Genomic DNA, 15,585 nt, shown 5'->3' with positions numbered 1-15,585 from the left:
TATGCCAAGTGCTAATTTAAATATTTATAATAATTACTATTATTAATCTTTTTAAAGTATCTATTATATAGATTTCTTTTATGGTAATAACTATTTTTATATTAAAATTTTTAATAATTTTTATTAGTGCATTTATCCATTAATTTTTTCTTGTCTTCAGTACTTAAATTTATATATGATAAGATGATATGTTCTATAAGGGCTTTTCTTTCATCACACGAATTTATATCATTATTTATAATATTATATGTGCACTCATCACAAAATTCACTTGCCCAACATTTTTTACATAGTTCCATATCATTCTTTTGTAAAATATTTTTAAATGCTAATTTACTTTCATCATTTAATATATTTCCGATTTTATAAGTTTTATTACCAACAAATAAATGACATGGATAATAATCTCCATTTCCTAAAACACTAATTGCCTTATATCCTGCTGTACAATATATATTATTTTTTAATTCCTTATTATTTAAAACAACTAGTATCTTTCTTATTAATTTTAATGCCAAATTATCTACCTTTTCATCATCATTACTTAATATACTGTTATCTATACGGTTAATAAAATCTGTATTAATATCCGCACATGTTTCAGGTTTAAATTTTAAACTAGAGCAATCTGCTAAATAAACTGGTATAGAAAATTTTTCTTCTAGCATATTTATTAACTCCTGCCTCGAAATATTATTTTCTTCATGAATATTTGTATAAGTAGATTCTATCAATACGGGTTTTATATGATTTTCTTTCATTTTCATTAAATTATTATAAACCAAGGTATACGTACCCTCATCATTTTTATTTATTCTTAATTTATCATTAATATATTCTGGACCATCTAAACTAATAGTAAGTTTTATTTCATATTCTTTTATTGTTTCAATTAACTCATTACTCATACTTACACAATTAGTAACCATGTTGAATATAGGTATTAGTTTTAAATGACCATCTTTATAAAGTGATTTACAATGTTTGCATATAGCTTCTACAGCTTTAGGATAAATACTAGGTTCACCACCAAAAAACGTTATTTCCTTTACTGAGTGAATCCCTTTATTAACAATACCATTAAGTATTTCTACTGCACTTTCTTCATCAAAAACTATATTTTCCGTAAATCCATAGGTTCCTTCATTAGCATAACAATATTTACACTTTAGATTACATCCTAACTGAATCATAAATTCAATATGATTCAGAGTACCTGTACTAACAAAATTTTCATTAGAAATCATTTTATATTGATTATCTAGCGGAAAATGATCATATATAAATTTTTTGTAAGCTACTTTTTGTAGATTGGTTAGTTTATTATCATTAAATTTATTTTGTAATTCACTAATGCCACTTGAATTATCTCTATTTACTAGGATTAATGAATTGGTATTCCTATGATATATTGCTGATTTACTATATAACTCATTGGATAATATTTTTAAATCCCACATTGATAAATCATATTCATCAAATTTTGTATAAAATTCTTTCTCTGTTATAATTTCATTATTGTTATAAATTTTAAAGTTTATTGATTCATCGCAAACCCTACCCCTAACTAATGGTAATTTATATCCTATACTATCTACTATTTCTTTCATTAATGACCAAGTACTGTTATATATATCTGCATTGGGAGTTTTATTGGAGTATTTATTTATAAGAATATATACCCATCCATTTTTTTTAAATTCCTCCATACTATTCAATAAAAAATATTTATTAATACACAATTCATTGTTAATATATGGATCATTAAATTTATCTATATTAAAAAAATCAACTATATTAATAACATTATCTTTATAATTAAATCCCCCCTTTAACAAATAGACTTCTTCAATATTTTTAGGATTAACTTCTTCTATTGATATCTTCAAAAATGCATTTACATTATCAACTATCTTCATAATATATAAATTCCCCCATTTTATACTAATATAATAATTATCCTATTAAAATTAATTATTTACTGTATATAAACTATAAAAGTACCCTTTGTTATTCATTAATTCATCAAAAGAACCGTATTCACAAATCTCTCCATGATTTAATGCAATTATACAATCATATTTTGTTAAGATATTTTCAACTAATTTGTGTGTTACTACTATTGCAGTTAAGTTACTTTTTTCAATAATTATTTTCTCTATTTTTCTTCCTGTTTCATTATCTAAATTTGATGTTACTTCATCCAATATCATTACAGATGTATTTTTTAAAAAAGCTCGTGCAATTGATATTCTTTGTTGTTCTCCTCCAGAAAAATTGTTTCCACTTTCTTGAACTTTTGTATCTAGCCCCTGCGGTAAGTCTTCAATTAAACTTTGCAATGCCGAATCATTTATAGCTTTGAATATATCTTCATTCTCATAATCTTTAAACATTGTGATATTATTTTTTAACGTATCATCAAATATTATTACTCTTTGGTGTATCATTGAAAATTTATTACACAAGGAAGCTTTATCAACACTTCTTAACTCTTGTTCACCTATAATAATTTTTCCTTCATAGTTATCATAATATTTCATTATAAGCTTTACCAAGGTAGATTTTCCTGAACCACTATTACCTACAATTGCATATTTCTTACCTTCTTCAAAAATAAAGTTAATATTATTTAAAACTAAATTATCATCGTCATATCGAAAATTCAAATTTTCTATTTTAATTGGCATAGATCTAATCAAAGATTGTCCATTAATCTTAGATTCCTTGAATTCATTTGATTCATTAAGGATTTGCTCTATTTTTAATTTTATAAATTTTATAGATTTTAAATTAACTAGTTGTCCAGATACTTGTCTAATTGGATTTGTAACATAATTTGATATTTGCATTGTTCCTAAAAATACACCTAAGGTAATTTTGCCAGTTAAAACAAGATATATGGAAAATACTAATTGAATTATTCCTGACACATAATTTAATGTATACTGTATAATTATCAACATATCTTTAGATTTACTAAAATTATATCTAGAGTTTTCTACATTATAGTTTGAATTTTTATATAACTTTTTTGTTTGACTTTCAGCATTAAAACTTTTTATTACTTCAAATCCATTAAATATATCTTTTATTTTATTATTATATATTTCTAAAAAATCAAAATATTTTTTTTGTTGTCCCGATATTTTTTTGCCTAATATTATAGGAATTAACATAGGAATACACGCTAATATTAAAGTAACTATAGCTATTAAAGGCTCATAAATAAATAGTGTGACTGAAGCAACTAAAAAAGTAATTATATTTTCTATAATACTTGGTATATTACTAAAATAATTTCCTTGTATAGAATTAATATCATTATTTAGAATAGATATGTATTTCCCACTATTAGTTTCATTAAACTCATTTATATCCTTGTATAAAATTGCATTAAAAACATCTGTTTTAATTGCAGTATTAACTTTTCTTATAAAACTTCTATTGCAATAGCATTTAAATTTATTAACAACAAAAAAGGATACCAAGAAAAAAAATCCAAAAATTATTAAGCTTGTTATTCCCTTTAAGTTTCCTTCTATAGCAATATCAGCTAATCCCTTCATAAAAAGAGACCATATCACCATTGATAAAGCTGCTAAAATATCGCTAATTATTAATATAAAAAATATTTTTTTATTAGAATAAAAATATTTACTTAAAGATAAATTTTTTCTTTTCACTTTAATACCCCTTTTACTAATATTACATCATAAGCTTGTAATTTTAAGTTATTTAAAAACGTCGTAGAATATCTACGACGCTTTTAAATAAATCTTACTTACCGCAACTTCCCCAGCCACTAGTTATTCCACATGATGGTTCTTCTTTACCAATTTCTCCAATAATTTCTAAATCCTCTGTTCCTAAAGCCATTAAATTATTAATACTCATATTATCTCCCCTCCCTCTTATTTAAATTTTATTAATTATATATAAAGAATTTCTCCACATATATATGGAGATATCCCTTATGAGCTTAAAAATTAACTTAGTTATACATTGAATTTATTTGCAATTTATAATTTATTAACTCTTTAAACATATTTTACCATACGAATAATTTTATTTAAAATCAACAATATACTATAATAGACTGTCATTTAAAATTAGCTTTTATATACTTTGAAATGCTACATTTTATTATAAATTTTGTTTCTTTCAAATCTTTTATTAAAAATACACTTTTAATATTTTAATTAAATACGTTAATTTGTATTAACTTTCTTTTAAAACTCTAAAACGATACATTATTTAATAAATATTGTTTCGTTTGCTGAATATTTTTCTTCCCTAATAAATTCCTTCCCTAATAAATTCCTTCTAATAATTTCACCAAAAGTATTTTTTAAATTAATACAAATATCTATATAAATCAAAGCTATAACTAAAAAAACACTACATATTCATTTCTGAATATGCAGTGTTTTGAATAGATTAAGCTTTAAACTAAAATGCCATAGTCAGCTTTATAAATATTAACAATTCTAAAAGTTATTTTAAAAGTTTTTCTAATAAGTTATAATTATTTAACATTTTCTACTTTTTAATAATAGCAATCCAAACTTCTTGATGATCTTCTTGCATATAGCATTCAATTACAGGAAGATCAGCTAATTCATATCCTGAATTAGGAAGCCATTCACTATAAAATTGTTTATACACCTTTTGAGTTGCATCTGGAAGTTCTCCATTAGCTTCAAAAATTGCCCATGTTGCAGCAGGGTAAGAAAACTCCTTCATTCCTTCAAGCACTGGAACATGTTTGCAATTTGGTACATCAACATGATTTGTCACCGCTATGATGTATTCCATTTCTTCCGACTCTCCCCATTGTCCTCCTTGAGCAATTCCTAAAAAACCTGCAGGTCTATAGTCGGGAAAGTTATCTAGGAACATTTTCATAGTTCCATTCCTCCACGCATTTTCCCAAATCCGAGGAACTATTTCAAAGGCTTCGGCTGTTTTTATTTTTTGTGATATTCCCATTACTCTAAATTCAGGCCATTGTTGAATTTGATAATTCATATGATTTTCTCCTTTTATTGAAATTTGAAAGGAAAGCTTAGGACAGGATTTTAACTGCACTGTTTCATTTCTAACACTTGAAGGTAGTACTCCATGAAATTTTTTAAATGCCCTAGTAAATGAATCTTGAGACTCATATCCATACTTTAAAGAAATATCAATTATTCTTTCTGTACTATTTAATAAATCAAAGGCTGCCATTGTTAAACGCCTGTTTCTTATATATTCCGATAAAGGCTTGTCCGCTATATATGAGAACATTCTTTGAAAATTGTAGACAGAACATCCAGCAATTTTTGAAATAGTTTCATAGGATATCTCACCATCAAGGTTTTCTTCTATATAATTTATAGACTCATTTAAATTTTTTATCCAATCCATTCTTCTCACTCCCAATTCAATAGTATCTTTTTATATACATTTATACTCGATATTTCATGCCCTATTTTGTAGACTCATTATTATAAATTTGCTTAGTTGTATTTTCCTTCTTTGAAGCTTCAATTATATTTTGAATTATTTTTTTAGATTCTAAAATTTCCTCATCTGTATCAACAACTTCAAATATGATTTTTCCATCATAGTCCTTTAAGTAATTTTGAAAAATTAACCTAAAGTCAAGTTCACCTTGTCCAATAGGAAGATGTTCATGCTCTACATCAAAATGTTTATCTGCTATATGTATGCATTTAGGAAATTTCACTTTAAGTATTTCTTCCAAATGATTATAGTCATCTATATGAGCAATATCAAGGAGTAATTCAACATCTGAGTTTTTATCAAATACTACTTTTAAGTCACTTGGTGTATAGTTAATCTTGTCCATTACACTATTATTCTCAATATAAAGTTTTATATTGTTCTTTTTTAATAGTTGGTTAGTCTTATAAATGTTGTTAGCAAGTAGATTTATAGTTTGAGAATTTATGATAAGACTTTTACATACGGGATGTATAATAACCTATGTATGATTTAAATATTTTAATATCCTAATCAATTCATTATTATATTTATCATAATCATCAATATCATATACAGCATGAATTATTACTGGAAATTTTGAATTTAATACATATTCTTCTTTAGGAAATAATATCTTATCAAGTACTAATTCCCCTTTACTAAACCAAACTTGCATAAAATCAAATTTGTTTGATTTTGAAAAATCAATTTCATCTTTATAATTATTGAACCATCTTATACTTCTTCCGTACTCTATCATAGTTATATACCATCCTTTTTTAAATTTTCATCAAGTAGCTCTAAACCTAAATATAAATTAATTGTACACTAATAAAAGTAAATACAAAATAACTTTAGTTATATAATATGTCTAATAAGTCAATAATTATAAATTCACTATTGGAGGTAGAAAAATGGCAGATTTAAAATTATCAGAAATTATGGCTCTGCAAAAGGAACTACCGGAAAAATACAAAGAAAAATGGACTCCTCTTTGTGCAGAGAATGGTCGTAACAGCTTATTATGGATGATAGAAGAAATGGGAGAAGTAATAGCGATAATTAAAAAACGTGGAGAAAATGATATTATGAATGATGAAACAGTTAGAGCTGCTTTTGTGGAAGAAATGGTTGATGTTATGATGTTCTACAACGATGCATTGATGTGCTTCGGGATTACACCTGAGGAATTTTCAGAAGCTTTCATAAAAAAGCATTGTAAAAATATGAATAGAGATTTCGATCTTGAACATAAGAAATATCTGCTTTAATATTACCTGAATTATTCATAGTAAAATTAGATAGATTTAAAAGTATCAGATTTTTTCGGCTCAAAAATAAGTTTACAACCTTAAATTATTACGAACTAAAGTCCAGTGATTTCGAATCACTGGACTTTTAAATTAAATATATTACATACTTATAATATATTATCAACACTATTTTAAAACAGAGTCAAAAATAAAAGTAGAAAAAAATATACTTATTGCAAACAATGCAAATAGGGCAAACATATTTAAAATCAAAAATACTGTATCTAAAATAGTAGCTAATTTTTTTCTTTTTCTAACATGCTACTCTTTTGTATGAAAGGAAATGCCACTAAGCTACCAACTATACAAACTATGTTAATTACTAAAAGAATTATAGCTGCTGGAACTTCAAAAAAAAATCTTGTAATAAATTCTATATAAACCACCTCCTGATATAGTTGACTATACAAAGAATAATTTCTATGGAATTCCTTAACTATTTTAAATTTAAATACAGATTGTTATCTATTACTCCCCTTTAAAACTCTCCTACTGCCAAAGCTTATTATGAAAAGAATTACTGCAAGTACCATAAAAGCTACCCTTAATGAAGTCACTTGTCCTATAACCCCTAATAATGGAAATATCATAATCATAAATATACTGAAGCATATACTTTGAACAGATATTAATGTTGCTCTTTGAGCTGATGGGATAAGCTTATTTATATAGTCAGAGCTAACAGGATATAGGATATTTATACTTACAGAAAACATAATAAATCCTATGATAGCATTTAAATTCTTACTGCTAATAAGAACTATAAGCCACACTCCTCCTAACATTGGAACTATATAAAGCATAGCTTTTTTTAATTTCCTTTCTACTTTATAGGCTAACTTTGCTCCTATGGCACAGCCTATACTTGATATTACATAGATTATTGCTATGAAACTTCTAGAGTATCCCATTTCACTAAAATACTGTTGAGTATAAAAATGAGTAGTTGTGCCGGTCATAAATATTAATTCAAAAAACATCATTATTAGTATAATTTTTTTATTAGATTTCATCACTTCATAACAGGTCTTAAAATGACCTACTATAGTCACTCTTTCTTTTGCTTCTTCATGAAATTCTGGTTCTTTAAATCCAAAGGAAATTCCTAGTGCACATATACTTACAATAGCTGATAATCCATAGCTATATGTAAAGGAGTAATCTGATAATATTCCTCCAACTAATACAGCTATTCCTTGGGCTACTTCAATTATAAAATTTAAATTTCCATTTATTTTTAGGTATTTTTCCTCTTCTCCTGTAACCTTTAAGGAGTCATAAACCAAAGCTTCTTCTGAGCCTGAGTTTAAATTATAAGATATGGCGGATATTACAAAGGCAATGGCAAACCCTAAAAAACTATTGCAAAACAGCATTAAGATTGCTCCAATTGCGGACATTATCCTTCCAAGTATTATAGTATTCTTTCTTCCAACAATATCAGCAATGGCTCCTGTTGGAACTTCACATATTAAACTAGTTATATGGTGAACTGATTCTAAAAGTCCTATTTCTATAAGAGACATGCCTTTATGAGCTAAATATAGTACCCAAATGGCAGAGCTTATATCTATTGAAGATAAAAACTTATACATATAATCAATTTTTATATTTTTCTTTATCCTGGCTAAGTAATCTACGCTCTTCCCTTTATTAATTTTATTTATATTTAAACTTTCTTTTACGTTATTCATTGTAACTCCCCCTAATGATTTCTATAAGTAAAGCTTCATAGAAGCTAAGAACTCTGTTAATTAGCATAATAAAAGACTCTATTATGAAGAATTTAATCTTTATAATAAAGTCTTGGAGTTACTTTTGAAGTTGAAGGACTATTATTCCTGCAAAATCATCTTAAAAAAAGATACAGTAACCCCTTGGTTTTCAATATTGCAGTTTTAGACATAGAACTGCTGCTCATTGGGGTATATCCTTTTTTTATATTAAGATATCTCACAGTTGTTTCCTCCATTTTTTCTTATATAATTTATTATATCATATGGGTAATATTTTAGTATACATTATTATCCTATTTTTTTATATAATTTAAATATTTACATAGATACTTGTTTCTCTTCTTTATAACTATCAATTCCATAGTTTCCCCAACAAGGAGTTTCAATTCCTATGTCTAGAGAGTTAAATCTTGCACCTTTAGTGCTATTATAATTATCTAAAGCTTTAAATACAATTTTACATCCCAATAGTAATATAGGCACATTGGCATATACAACTAGTATGTTTACTAAGTCAGATATATACCATAGGTTCCCTAGTTCTAGTCCTGATAAAACTGTTAAACAACCAAAAGGAACAAATATAAAGGCACCTAAACTTCTTATGGTATTTATACATTTCTTACTTTTTGATATAAAGTTTCCTGATATCTCTGCAAATAGAATCATTCCAAGTAAGGTTGTAAATGCAAATAACCCATAGCATAAAGATATTATTATAGTAGCAATTGAGTCAAAGGCTGTACCTGGAATTAAGTATTGTACAGAGGTTAAATAAACTGTTAGCTTAGAACCTTTTATACTCTCCCAAGCCACTCCTGATTCAGCTGCCCAAAGGCTTGCCATAACTACAACTATTCCTGTCATTGTGGCAATTACCATAGTATCTAAAAATACTCCTAGAGCTTGTACTAATCCTTGTTCTACCGGATGATTAGTGTCTGCAGTAGCTGCAGCCATAGTTATAGTACCTTGTCCAGCTTCATTTGACATAAGACCTCTTTTTATTCCTTGAGCAAGTGCTACACCAAAAGCCCCACCAAAGATGGCTTGTGGTTTAAAGGCACCTGCAAATACTGCTGTGAAAAATACTGGTACTTTATCTAAGTTAAATATAATTATTACTAATGTTATTCCTACATAAATTATAGCCATTATAGGCACTAACTTATCTGTAACCTTGGTAACACCATTTATTCCTTTAAATACAGTAATTACAACTGAAGCTATTAATAATATAGTAATTGCATAGTATAGTAATGACTGTCTTTCATAAACTGTTCCTGTAATTGTTTCTACTACTGAACTTAAACTAGTTACAATATTAAAGGTTTGAGCTGGTATACAGAACATTGCATATACAATAAATAAAACAGCTAAAACTATTCCTATTGCCCTTTTATTTCCTAAAACTCTCATTCCATAAAAAGGTAGTCCTCCAACAAGCTCATCGTCCTTTTTCTCTTTGAAAATTTGAGCTAAAACTGCTTCTACAAAAGCTGTAGCCATTCCAAAGAAAGCAGAAACCCACATCCAAAATATAGCTCCTGGTCCTCCTACGCTAATTGCTCCTGTAACTCCTACTATGTTACCCGGTCCTATTCTCATGGCTGAACTTAGTAGAAATGATGCCAAGGGAGTAATACCTGTTTCATGAGATCTCTTCTCTGCAAGTATTTTAATCCCTTTTTTAAACTTAATACATTGAACAAAGCCCATTTTAAATGTGAAATATATACCTGATCCTACTAAAAGTAAGATGGCTAAAGAAAACTTTCCTATTATAGGAATGTTAGAATACCATTGAAAATTAGTTGGAAAATCCCATAAAAAGTCTGCCACTGGTACTATAAACTCAAATATTTTATTTATGGAGTTAAAAAATCCTTCCATGCCTTATCGCCTCCTAAAGTCTATTTTTAATACTATTACATGAAATTATAATGCCTTCCTATTATCTCATACCACTTACGTTTTAACTAGTATCATTTTAATTACATACAATAACGTCATTATATTCCCCATGAATATTTGTCATACAAAAACTCCAACCCAAATTTAAAAATGAGATTGGAGTTATTTATTGTTTATTTGTTAGTTAGATTTTCTAATCCATAGATTATACAATTATTTTTAAAATTTTCTATATGAAACAAGGACTATAATTTCAATAATTCTACATGCATACAATCTTCTAATTCTATTTTAAAGCCTAATTTTTTAGCTTCTTCTATAACTTCTTCATTAAAAGAACCTGGTTGGAACCATACATTTTTGATTCCTTTTGCTTTTATTTTTGGAAGAGCTTCTAAAGTAATTTTAGGATTAACTATTACATTTATTCCATCTATTAATTCTGGTAACTCTTCTATAGATTTATATAACTTTATTCCATCTATAGAATCATATTTAGGATTTATTCCATAAACAGTGTATCCTCTATCCTCTAATTCTCTAAAAATTTTGTATCCAAATCTTGTAGTATCTGTGGTAGCTCCAAGTAAAGCCCAGCGTTTTAGGTTAAGCATTTTATTCATGTTTATCACTCCTAATCTTATTTTATATATAGTTTGTTTATTTTTCATAGTTACTATTCTTTAATCCTATCATGTAGAATATATCTTTTCAATTCTACTAATGCAAAATAACTTATTGTGTATTTATACCCAATAAAAACTCTATTGATGCTAAGAAATTTGATTAATATATTAAAATTATATATGTAGAATATATATAGATATATGATAACTTATTTATCTATGATATTAGTAAATTATATAAATTTCATGTATAATATCATATATATAATAATTATAATATAGCATATTACATATAACTATATAGATAGTAATTTTTCAAATAACTATATAGATAGCTATTTTACCTATAACTATCTTAATAGTTATTTGCTAAGAAGGAGATAATCATGAGCGAAACTTGTGAAATAAGTGCTGATATAATTGAAAAGGATTTAAAATACCTTGAACTTCTTTCTCATAATTTTCCTACAATATCAGATGCTTGCACTGAAATTATAAACTTAAAGGCAATATTAAATTTACCTAAAGGTACGGAGCACTTTTTAACGGATCTTCATGGTGAACATGAAGCTTTTCAACATGTACTTAAAAATGCTTCAGGTGTAATAAAAAGAAAAGTTAATGATATCTTTGGTAATACCCTTAGAGAATCTGAAAAAAAAGCTTTATGTACTCTTATATATTATCCTGAACAGTATATAAATATTGCCCTTGATAAAGAAGATGATCCTGATGATTGGTATAAGATTACTCTTAATCAATTGATCCAGGTATGTAGAAATGTATCATCTAAATATACTCGTTCTAAGGTTAGAAAGGCTCTTCCTGCAGACTTTTCCTATATTATAGAGGAGCTACTTCACGAATCTGAAGCGAGACCAAATAAACAAGATTATTTTAATGGAATATTAGATACTATTATTTCCATTGGTAGGGCTAGCGATTTTATAACTGCAATTTGTAATGTTATACAAAGGTTGACTATAGATTCTCTTCACATAGTAGGTGATATCTATGATAGAGGTCCTGGAGCTCACATAATTATGGATATTTTATGTAATTATCATTCCTATGATATTCAATGGGGAAATCATGATATACTTTGGATGGGTGCAGCAGCTGGAAATCATAGTTGCATCTGTAATGTTATTAGAATTTGTACTAGATATGCTAATCTAGAAACCTTAGAGGATGGCTATGGTATAAACATTTTACCTCTAGCTCGTTTTGCTATGGATGTATACTCCAATGATCCATGTAAATCCTTTAACCCAAAGGTTACTAATGATTACTTTAAAGAAAAAGACTTAAAACTTATGGCTCAAATGCATAAGGCAATTTCTATTATACAGTTTAAATTAGAAGGTGAAATTATTAAAAGACACCCTGAATTTAACATGGATGATAGAAGACTTCTTGATAAAATTAATTATGAAAAAGGAATAATTATTATAGGTGGTAAGGAATATGTATTAAATGATACTAACTTCCCTACTATAGATATTAATAATCCTTATAAATTGACAGATGAAGAAAAAGAATTAATGTCTAAGCTTCATAGTTCTTTCTTAAATAGTGAAAAACTTGAGAAACATGTTAGGTGTCTTTACTCTAAGGGTAGTCTTTATTTAAAGAGTAATTCTAATCTTTTATATCATGCCTCCATTCCTTTAAATGAAGATGGCACTTTTAAGAATGTTAAGCTTGGAAACAAAGAATTCTGCGGTAAAGAATATTTAGATAGGGTAGATAGAATTGCTAGAGAAGCATATTTTAATGAATGTGATAGTAAAAATGCTCATTATGCTTTAGATTACATGTGGTACTTATGGTGTGGACCTGATTCACCTCTCTTTGGTAAGGATAAGATGGCTACCTTTGAAAGATATTTTATAAATGATAAGATTACTCATAAGGAAAATAAATGCCCTTATTTCAATCTTAGAGATAATGAAGAGGTTTGTAATAAAATATTAATAGAATTTGATCTTTCTCCTAAACATTCTCATATAATTAATGGACACGTACCTGTTAAAACTATTAAAGGTGAAAATCCTATTAAGGCTAATGGGAAACTTTTAGTTATAGATGGGGGATTCTCCAAGGCTTACCAACCTGAGACAGGCATTGCAGGCTATACTTTAATTTATAATTCCTATGGCCTTCAATTAGTTCAGCATGAGCCTTTTGAATCAACTCAAACTGCCATTGATGAGGGGAAAGATATTATATCCACTAACTTTATTCTAGAATTTAACTCTAAAAGACTAAAGGTTAGGGATACTGATATAGGTAAAGAATTAATAAGTCAAATTCATTACCTTCAAATGCTTTTAAATGCCTATAGAAAAGGGATTATTAAGGAAAGAAAATAAATTAAATGCTTATAATATAAACTTAGGGAGCTTTTTGAAATAAGCTCCCTTAAATATTTTTATAACCTTATCTTCCCAGAATCCATAACAAATTCTTTCATAATCTAAAACTATCCCTTCCTGAATGGAGTCTTTAATTAACTCAAAAGAATTATTGCGATAATATGAAATTTCTATATCAGCTGTATCTATCATATAATAAAATCTTTTATCACAGGTATTAAGCATTGAACCTGTAAAACCAATTGTTCTGATTATATGTAAAATCAAATTTTTTATAGAAATTATCCAGTCCATTATTTGCAATCAAACCAATAATAGCACCATCCATACAGTTTTTGTCAATATAGTCCATTATTTTTTCCATAATTAGTGTACCAATCTTCTGTTTTTGATAGGACGGTATAACTATTATATCTTGTATATAAAAAACCGTTCCGCCATCTCCAACAATTCTTCCAAATCCAATTATCTTATCTTGGTCTTCTATACAAACACAGTAGATTGAGTTATTCAATCCTTTTTCTATTTTGTCATGTTGTAATACCCTCCAACCAACAGAATTTCTTAAATAAATATATTCTTCAATTGAAGGTTTCCTTTCGCTTACAATAATATTTTCCATATTTAAACCCTACCCCTACATTAAATTTCAAAAATTACTGCTACATATTATACTAATATCACATAACTAACAGCATCCCTTTAATTGTTCCTTTCTTTCCGCTATTAGCCTTTCTATTTCTTCCAAGTCTTCTAAATCCCCTAGCTGTACTTCTGCTCTTTAAGTAATTAGAATACTCCTTGTTGTTTTGATGCCATTTCTTATGGCTTCAGTTTGTGCTGATATTTTATGATCCATACTTATTCTCCCTTATATAAAAATATTAATTACAGTTAATATTAAAGCTACTATACTTATTATCAAAGATAAAATTGATATCTTTAAGTTATTATCTTTCATTCTAACACATCTTTATTATAATCTAATTAGATTTATTCTCCAACTATGTGTTATACAAAAGAGAAAAATGCTAGTAAGGATTTATTCCCTACTAGCTTTTAATTTTATTCTATTTTATCTTTTAGATATATAATATCTTCTTTAAAACCTCTTAAAGTACTTGTGAGTAGTTTACTTTTTTTCTTAATTTATTAAGCCATGATGATGTAATCAAAGTTTTTTATTGCTTTATTATCATATTTTTTTAATATATAAATATGTGTTTTAATAACCTTTATTTCAAAAATAATTGATATTTGGTAAATTTTATTATATTATATAATTACTTTAAATAAGAATTATCTAAATAAAAACACTTTACAGATTTTAAAAACAAAGGGGAATTACATATGAAAAAATTTATAAAACCTAGTATTCTTTGCATCGTTATGTTATTAAGTCTTTCATCAATTTTTTTAGGATGTAGTAAAAAGACTATTCCTATCGATCAAACTGCAAAAGCTTTTTATGACTTAGTTATTTTACAAGATAGCACCGAATTTGAAAAACTTGGTGTGCCGAGTGAGGAAATTATATCTACGGCAGAAATTCAAAAAAAATCAATGAATGAAGCTACTAAATCTGGTTTTGTACAAGCTGGTCTACCTATTACTGATGAGCAGTTAGATCAAATTTATAACGTTCAAATAGAAGCTTTAAGAAAATTAAAACCTACTATAGAAGTTGTTTCTAGTGATAAAGAAGTATCTCAAGTTAAAATATCAACTACATATGTTAATATGGTTGAAGCAAGTACTAAAGCCGGTAACGATACGGTTTCTGAAGTACAAAGCAATCAAATTACTGATATGAATAAAGTATCAGAAATTTTCATCAAAAAAATAATTGAAAATATTAATGCATTAACTCCTTCAACTGATGTTAAATCAAATACTTTTGAATTTGAAAAAGTAAAAATGAACTTCGGTAAGAAAACTGAAGAAGTTTGGGTACCAAAAAATTCTATTTCATTTGGTAATGATTTAGCTAATATGTGTATAGGAAATAATTAATAAATTTAAATAGGCAATTTTTGTTTAAAGTATAAAGGCTATTGTATTTTTCAATAGCCTTTTTTACATATACATAGAATTTAAAATATATGTCTTACTTTTCATTTTAAAT

Annotated in this window: 13 protein-coding genes; 3 read left to right on the top strand and 10 right to left on the bottom strand. The window is 26.8% G+C overall.

Features of this window, described 5'->3' with window-relative positions; genetic code table 11:
- Positions 1-110: 110 nt before the first annotated feature.
- From B3630_RS08870 to B3630_RS08850, 5 genes are all read right to left on the bottom strand, one after another.
- The gene (locus B3630_RS08870; RefSeq protein WP_346897353.1) at positions 111-1,919 is read right to left on the bottom strand and encodes a radical SAM/SPASM domain-containing protein; all 1,809 of its coding nucleotides are present in this window, start codon (positions 1,917-1,919) and stop codon (positions 111-113) included.
- A 51-nt stretch (positions 1,920-1,970) separates the two neighbouring features.
- Positions 1,971-3,686: an ABC transporter ATP-binding protein gene (locus tag B3630_RS08865; RefSeq protein ID WP_346897351.1), complete on the bottom strand. Its 1,716-nt coding sequence runs from the start codon at positions 3,684-3,686 to the stop codon at positions 1,971-1,973.
- A gap of 856 nt (positions 3,687-4,542) precedes the next feature.
- Positions 4,543-5,412 (bottom strand): AraC family transcriptional regulator, encoded by an 870-nt coding sequence (locus B3630_RS08860; RefSeq protein ID WP_346897349.1) that lies wholly within the window; start codon positions 5,410-5,412, stop codon positions 4,543-4,545.
- Positions 5,413-5,473: 61 nt separating this feature from the next.
- A complete protein-coding gene (locus B3630_RS08855) occupies positions 5,474-5,944 on the bottom strand; it encodes a sugar phosphate isomerase/epimerase family protein (RefSeq protein ID WP_346897467.1) in 471 nt (156 codons plus the stop codon).
- Positions 5,945-5,992: 48 nt separating this feature from the next.
- Positions 5,993-6,253 carry a hypothetical protein gene (locus B3630_RS08850; protein ID WP_346897347.1) on the bottom strand — a complete coding sequence of 87 codons (261 nt, stop codon included), beginning with the start codon at positions 6,251-6,253 and terminating at the stop codon, positions 5,993-5,995.
- 154 nt (positions 6,254-6,407) lie between these two features.
- On the opposite strand from B3630_RS08850, the gene B3630_RS08845 reads away from it, so the two are divergent.
- Positions 6,408-6,764: a nucleotide pyrophosphohydrolase gene (locus tag B3630_RS08845; protein ID WP_346897345.1), complete on the top strand. Its 357-nt coding sequence runs from the start codon at positions 6,408-6,410 to the stop codon at positions 6,762-6,764.
- Between the two features lie 503 nt (positions 6,765-7,267).
- Here B3630_RS08845 and B3630_RS08840 read toward each other — a convergent pair.
- The 3 genes from B3630_RS08840 to B3630_RS08830 form a co-directional block, all read right to left on the bottom strand.
- Positions 7,268-8,500, bottom strand: coding sequence for an MFS transporter (locus tag B3630_RS08840; protein ID WP_346897343.1), 1,233 nt, complete (start codon positions 8,498-8,500; stop codon positions 7,268-7,270).
- Between the two features lie 360 nt (positions 8,501-8,860).
- Positions 8,861-10,435: an amino acid carrier protein gene (locus B3630_RS08835; protein WP_346897341.1), complete on the bottom strand. Its 1,575-nt coding sequence runs from the start codon at positions 10,433-10,435 to the stop codon at positions 8,861-8,863.
- A 266-nt stretch (positions 10,436-10,701) separates the two neighbouring features.
- The gene (locus B3630_RS08830) at positions 10,702-11,079 is read right to left on the bottom strand and encodes a CoA-binding protein (protein WP_346897339.1); all 378 of its coding nucleotides are present in this window, start codon (positions 11,077-11,079) and stop codon (positions 10,702-10,704) included.
- 389 nt (positions 11,080-11,468) lie between these two features.
- On the opposite strand from B3630_RS08830, the gene B3630_RS08825 reads away from it, so the two are divergent.
- The gene (locus tag B3630_RS08825) at positions 11,469-13,457 is read left to right on the top strand and encodes a fructose-1,6-bisphosphatase (protein ID WP_346897337.1); all 1,989 of its coding nucleotides are present in this window, start codon (positions 11,469-11,471) and stop codon (positions 13,455-13,457) included.
- A 9-nt stretch (positions 13,458-13,466) separates the two neighbouring features.
- Here the strand turns inward: B3630_RS08825 and B3630_RS08820 are convergent, their stop codons facing one another.
- Complete coding sequence (locus B3630_RS08820) at positions 13,467-13,652, bottom strand: hypothetical protein (RefSeq protein ID WP_346897335.1); 186 nt, start codon at positions 13,650-13,652, stop codon at positions 13,467-13,469.
- Positions 13,653-13,677: 25 nt separating this feature from the next.
- Positions 13,678-14,082 carry a GNAT family N-acetyltransferase gene (locus tag B3630_RS08815; protein WP_346897333.1) on the bottom strand — a complete coding sequence of 135 codons (405 nt, stop codon included), beginning with the start codon at positions 14,080-14,082 and terminating at the stop codon, positions 13,678-13,680.
- A 728-nt stretch (positions 14,083-14,810) separates the two neighbouring features.
- Here B3630_RS08815 and B3630_RS08810 point away from each other — a divergent pair.
- The gene (locus tag B3630_RS08810) at positions 14,811-15,473 is read left to right on the top strand and encodes a hypothetical protein (RefSeq protein ID WP_346897331.1); all 663 of its coding nucleotides are present in this window, start codon (positions 14,811-14,813) and stop codon (positions 15,471-15,473) included.
- The last annotated feature ends 112 nt before the right edge of the window (positions 15,474-15,585 follow it).

The sequence above is a fragment of the Clostridium sp. UBA7503 genome, from assembly GCF_002477055.1.
Taxonomy (GTDB): Bacteria; Bacillota; Clostridia; order Clostridiales; family Clostridiaceae; genus Clostridium_J; species Clostridium_J sulfidigenes.
This window is presented reverse-complemented; position numbering and strand designations above follow the sequence as displayed.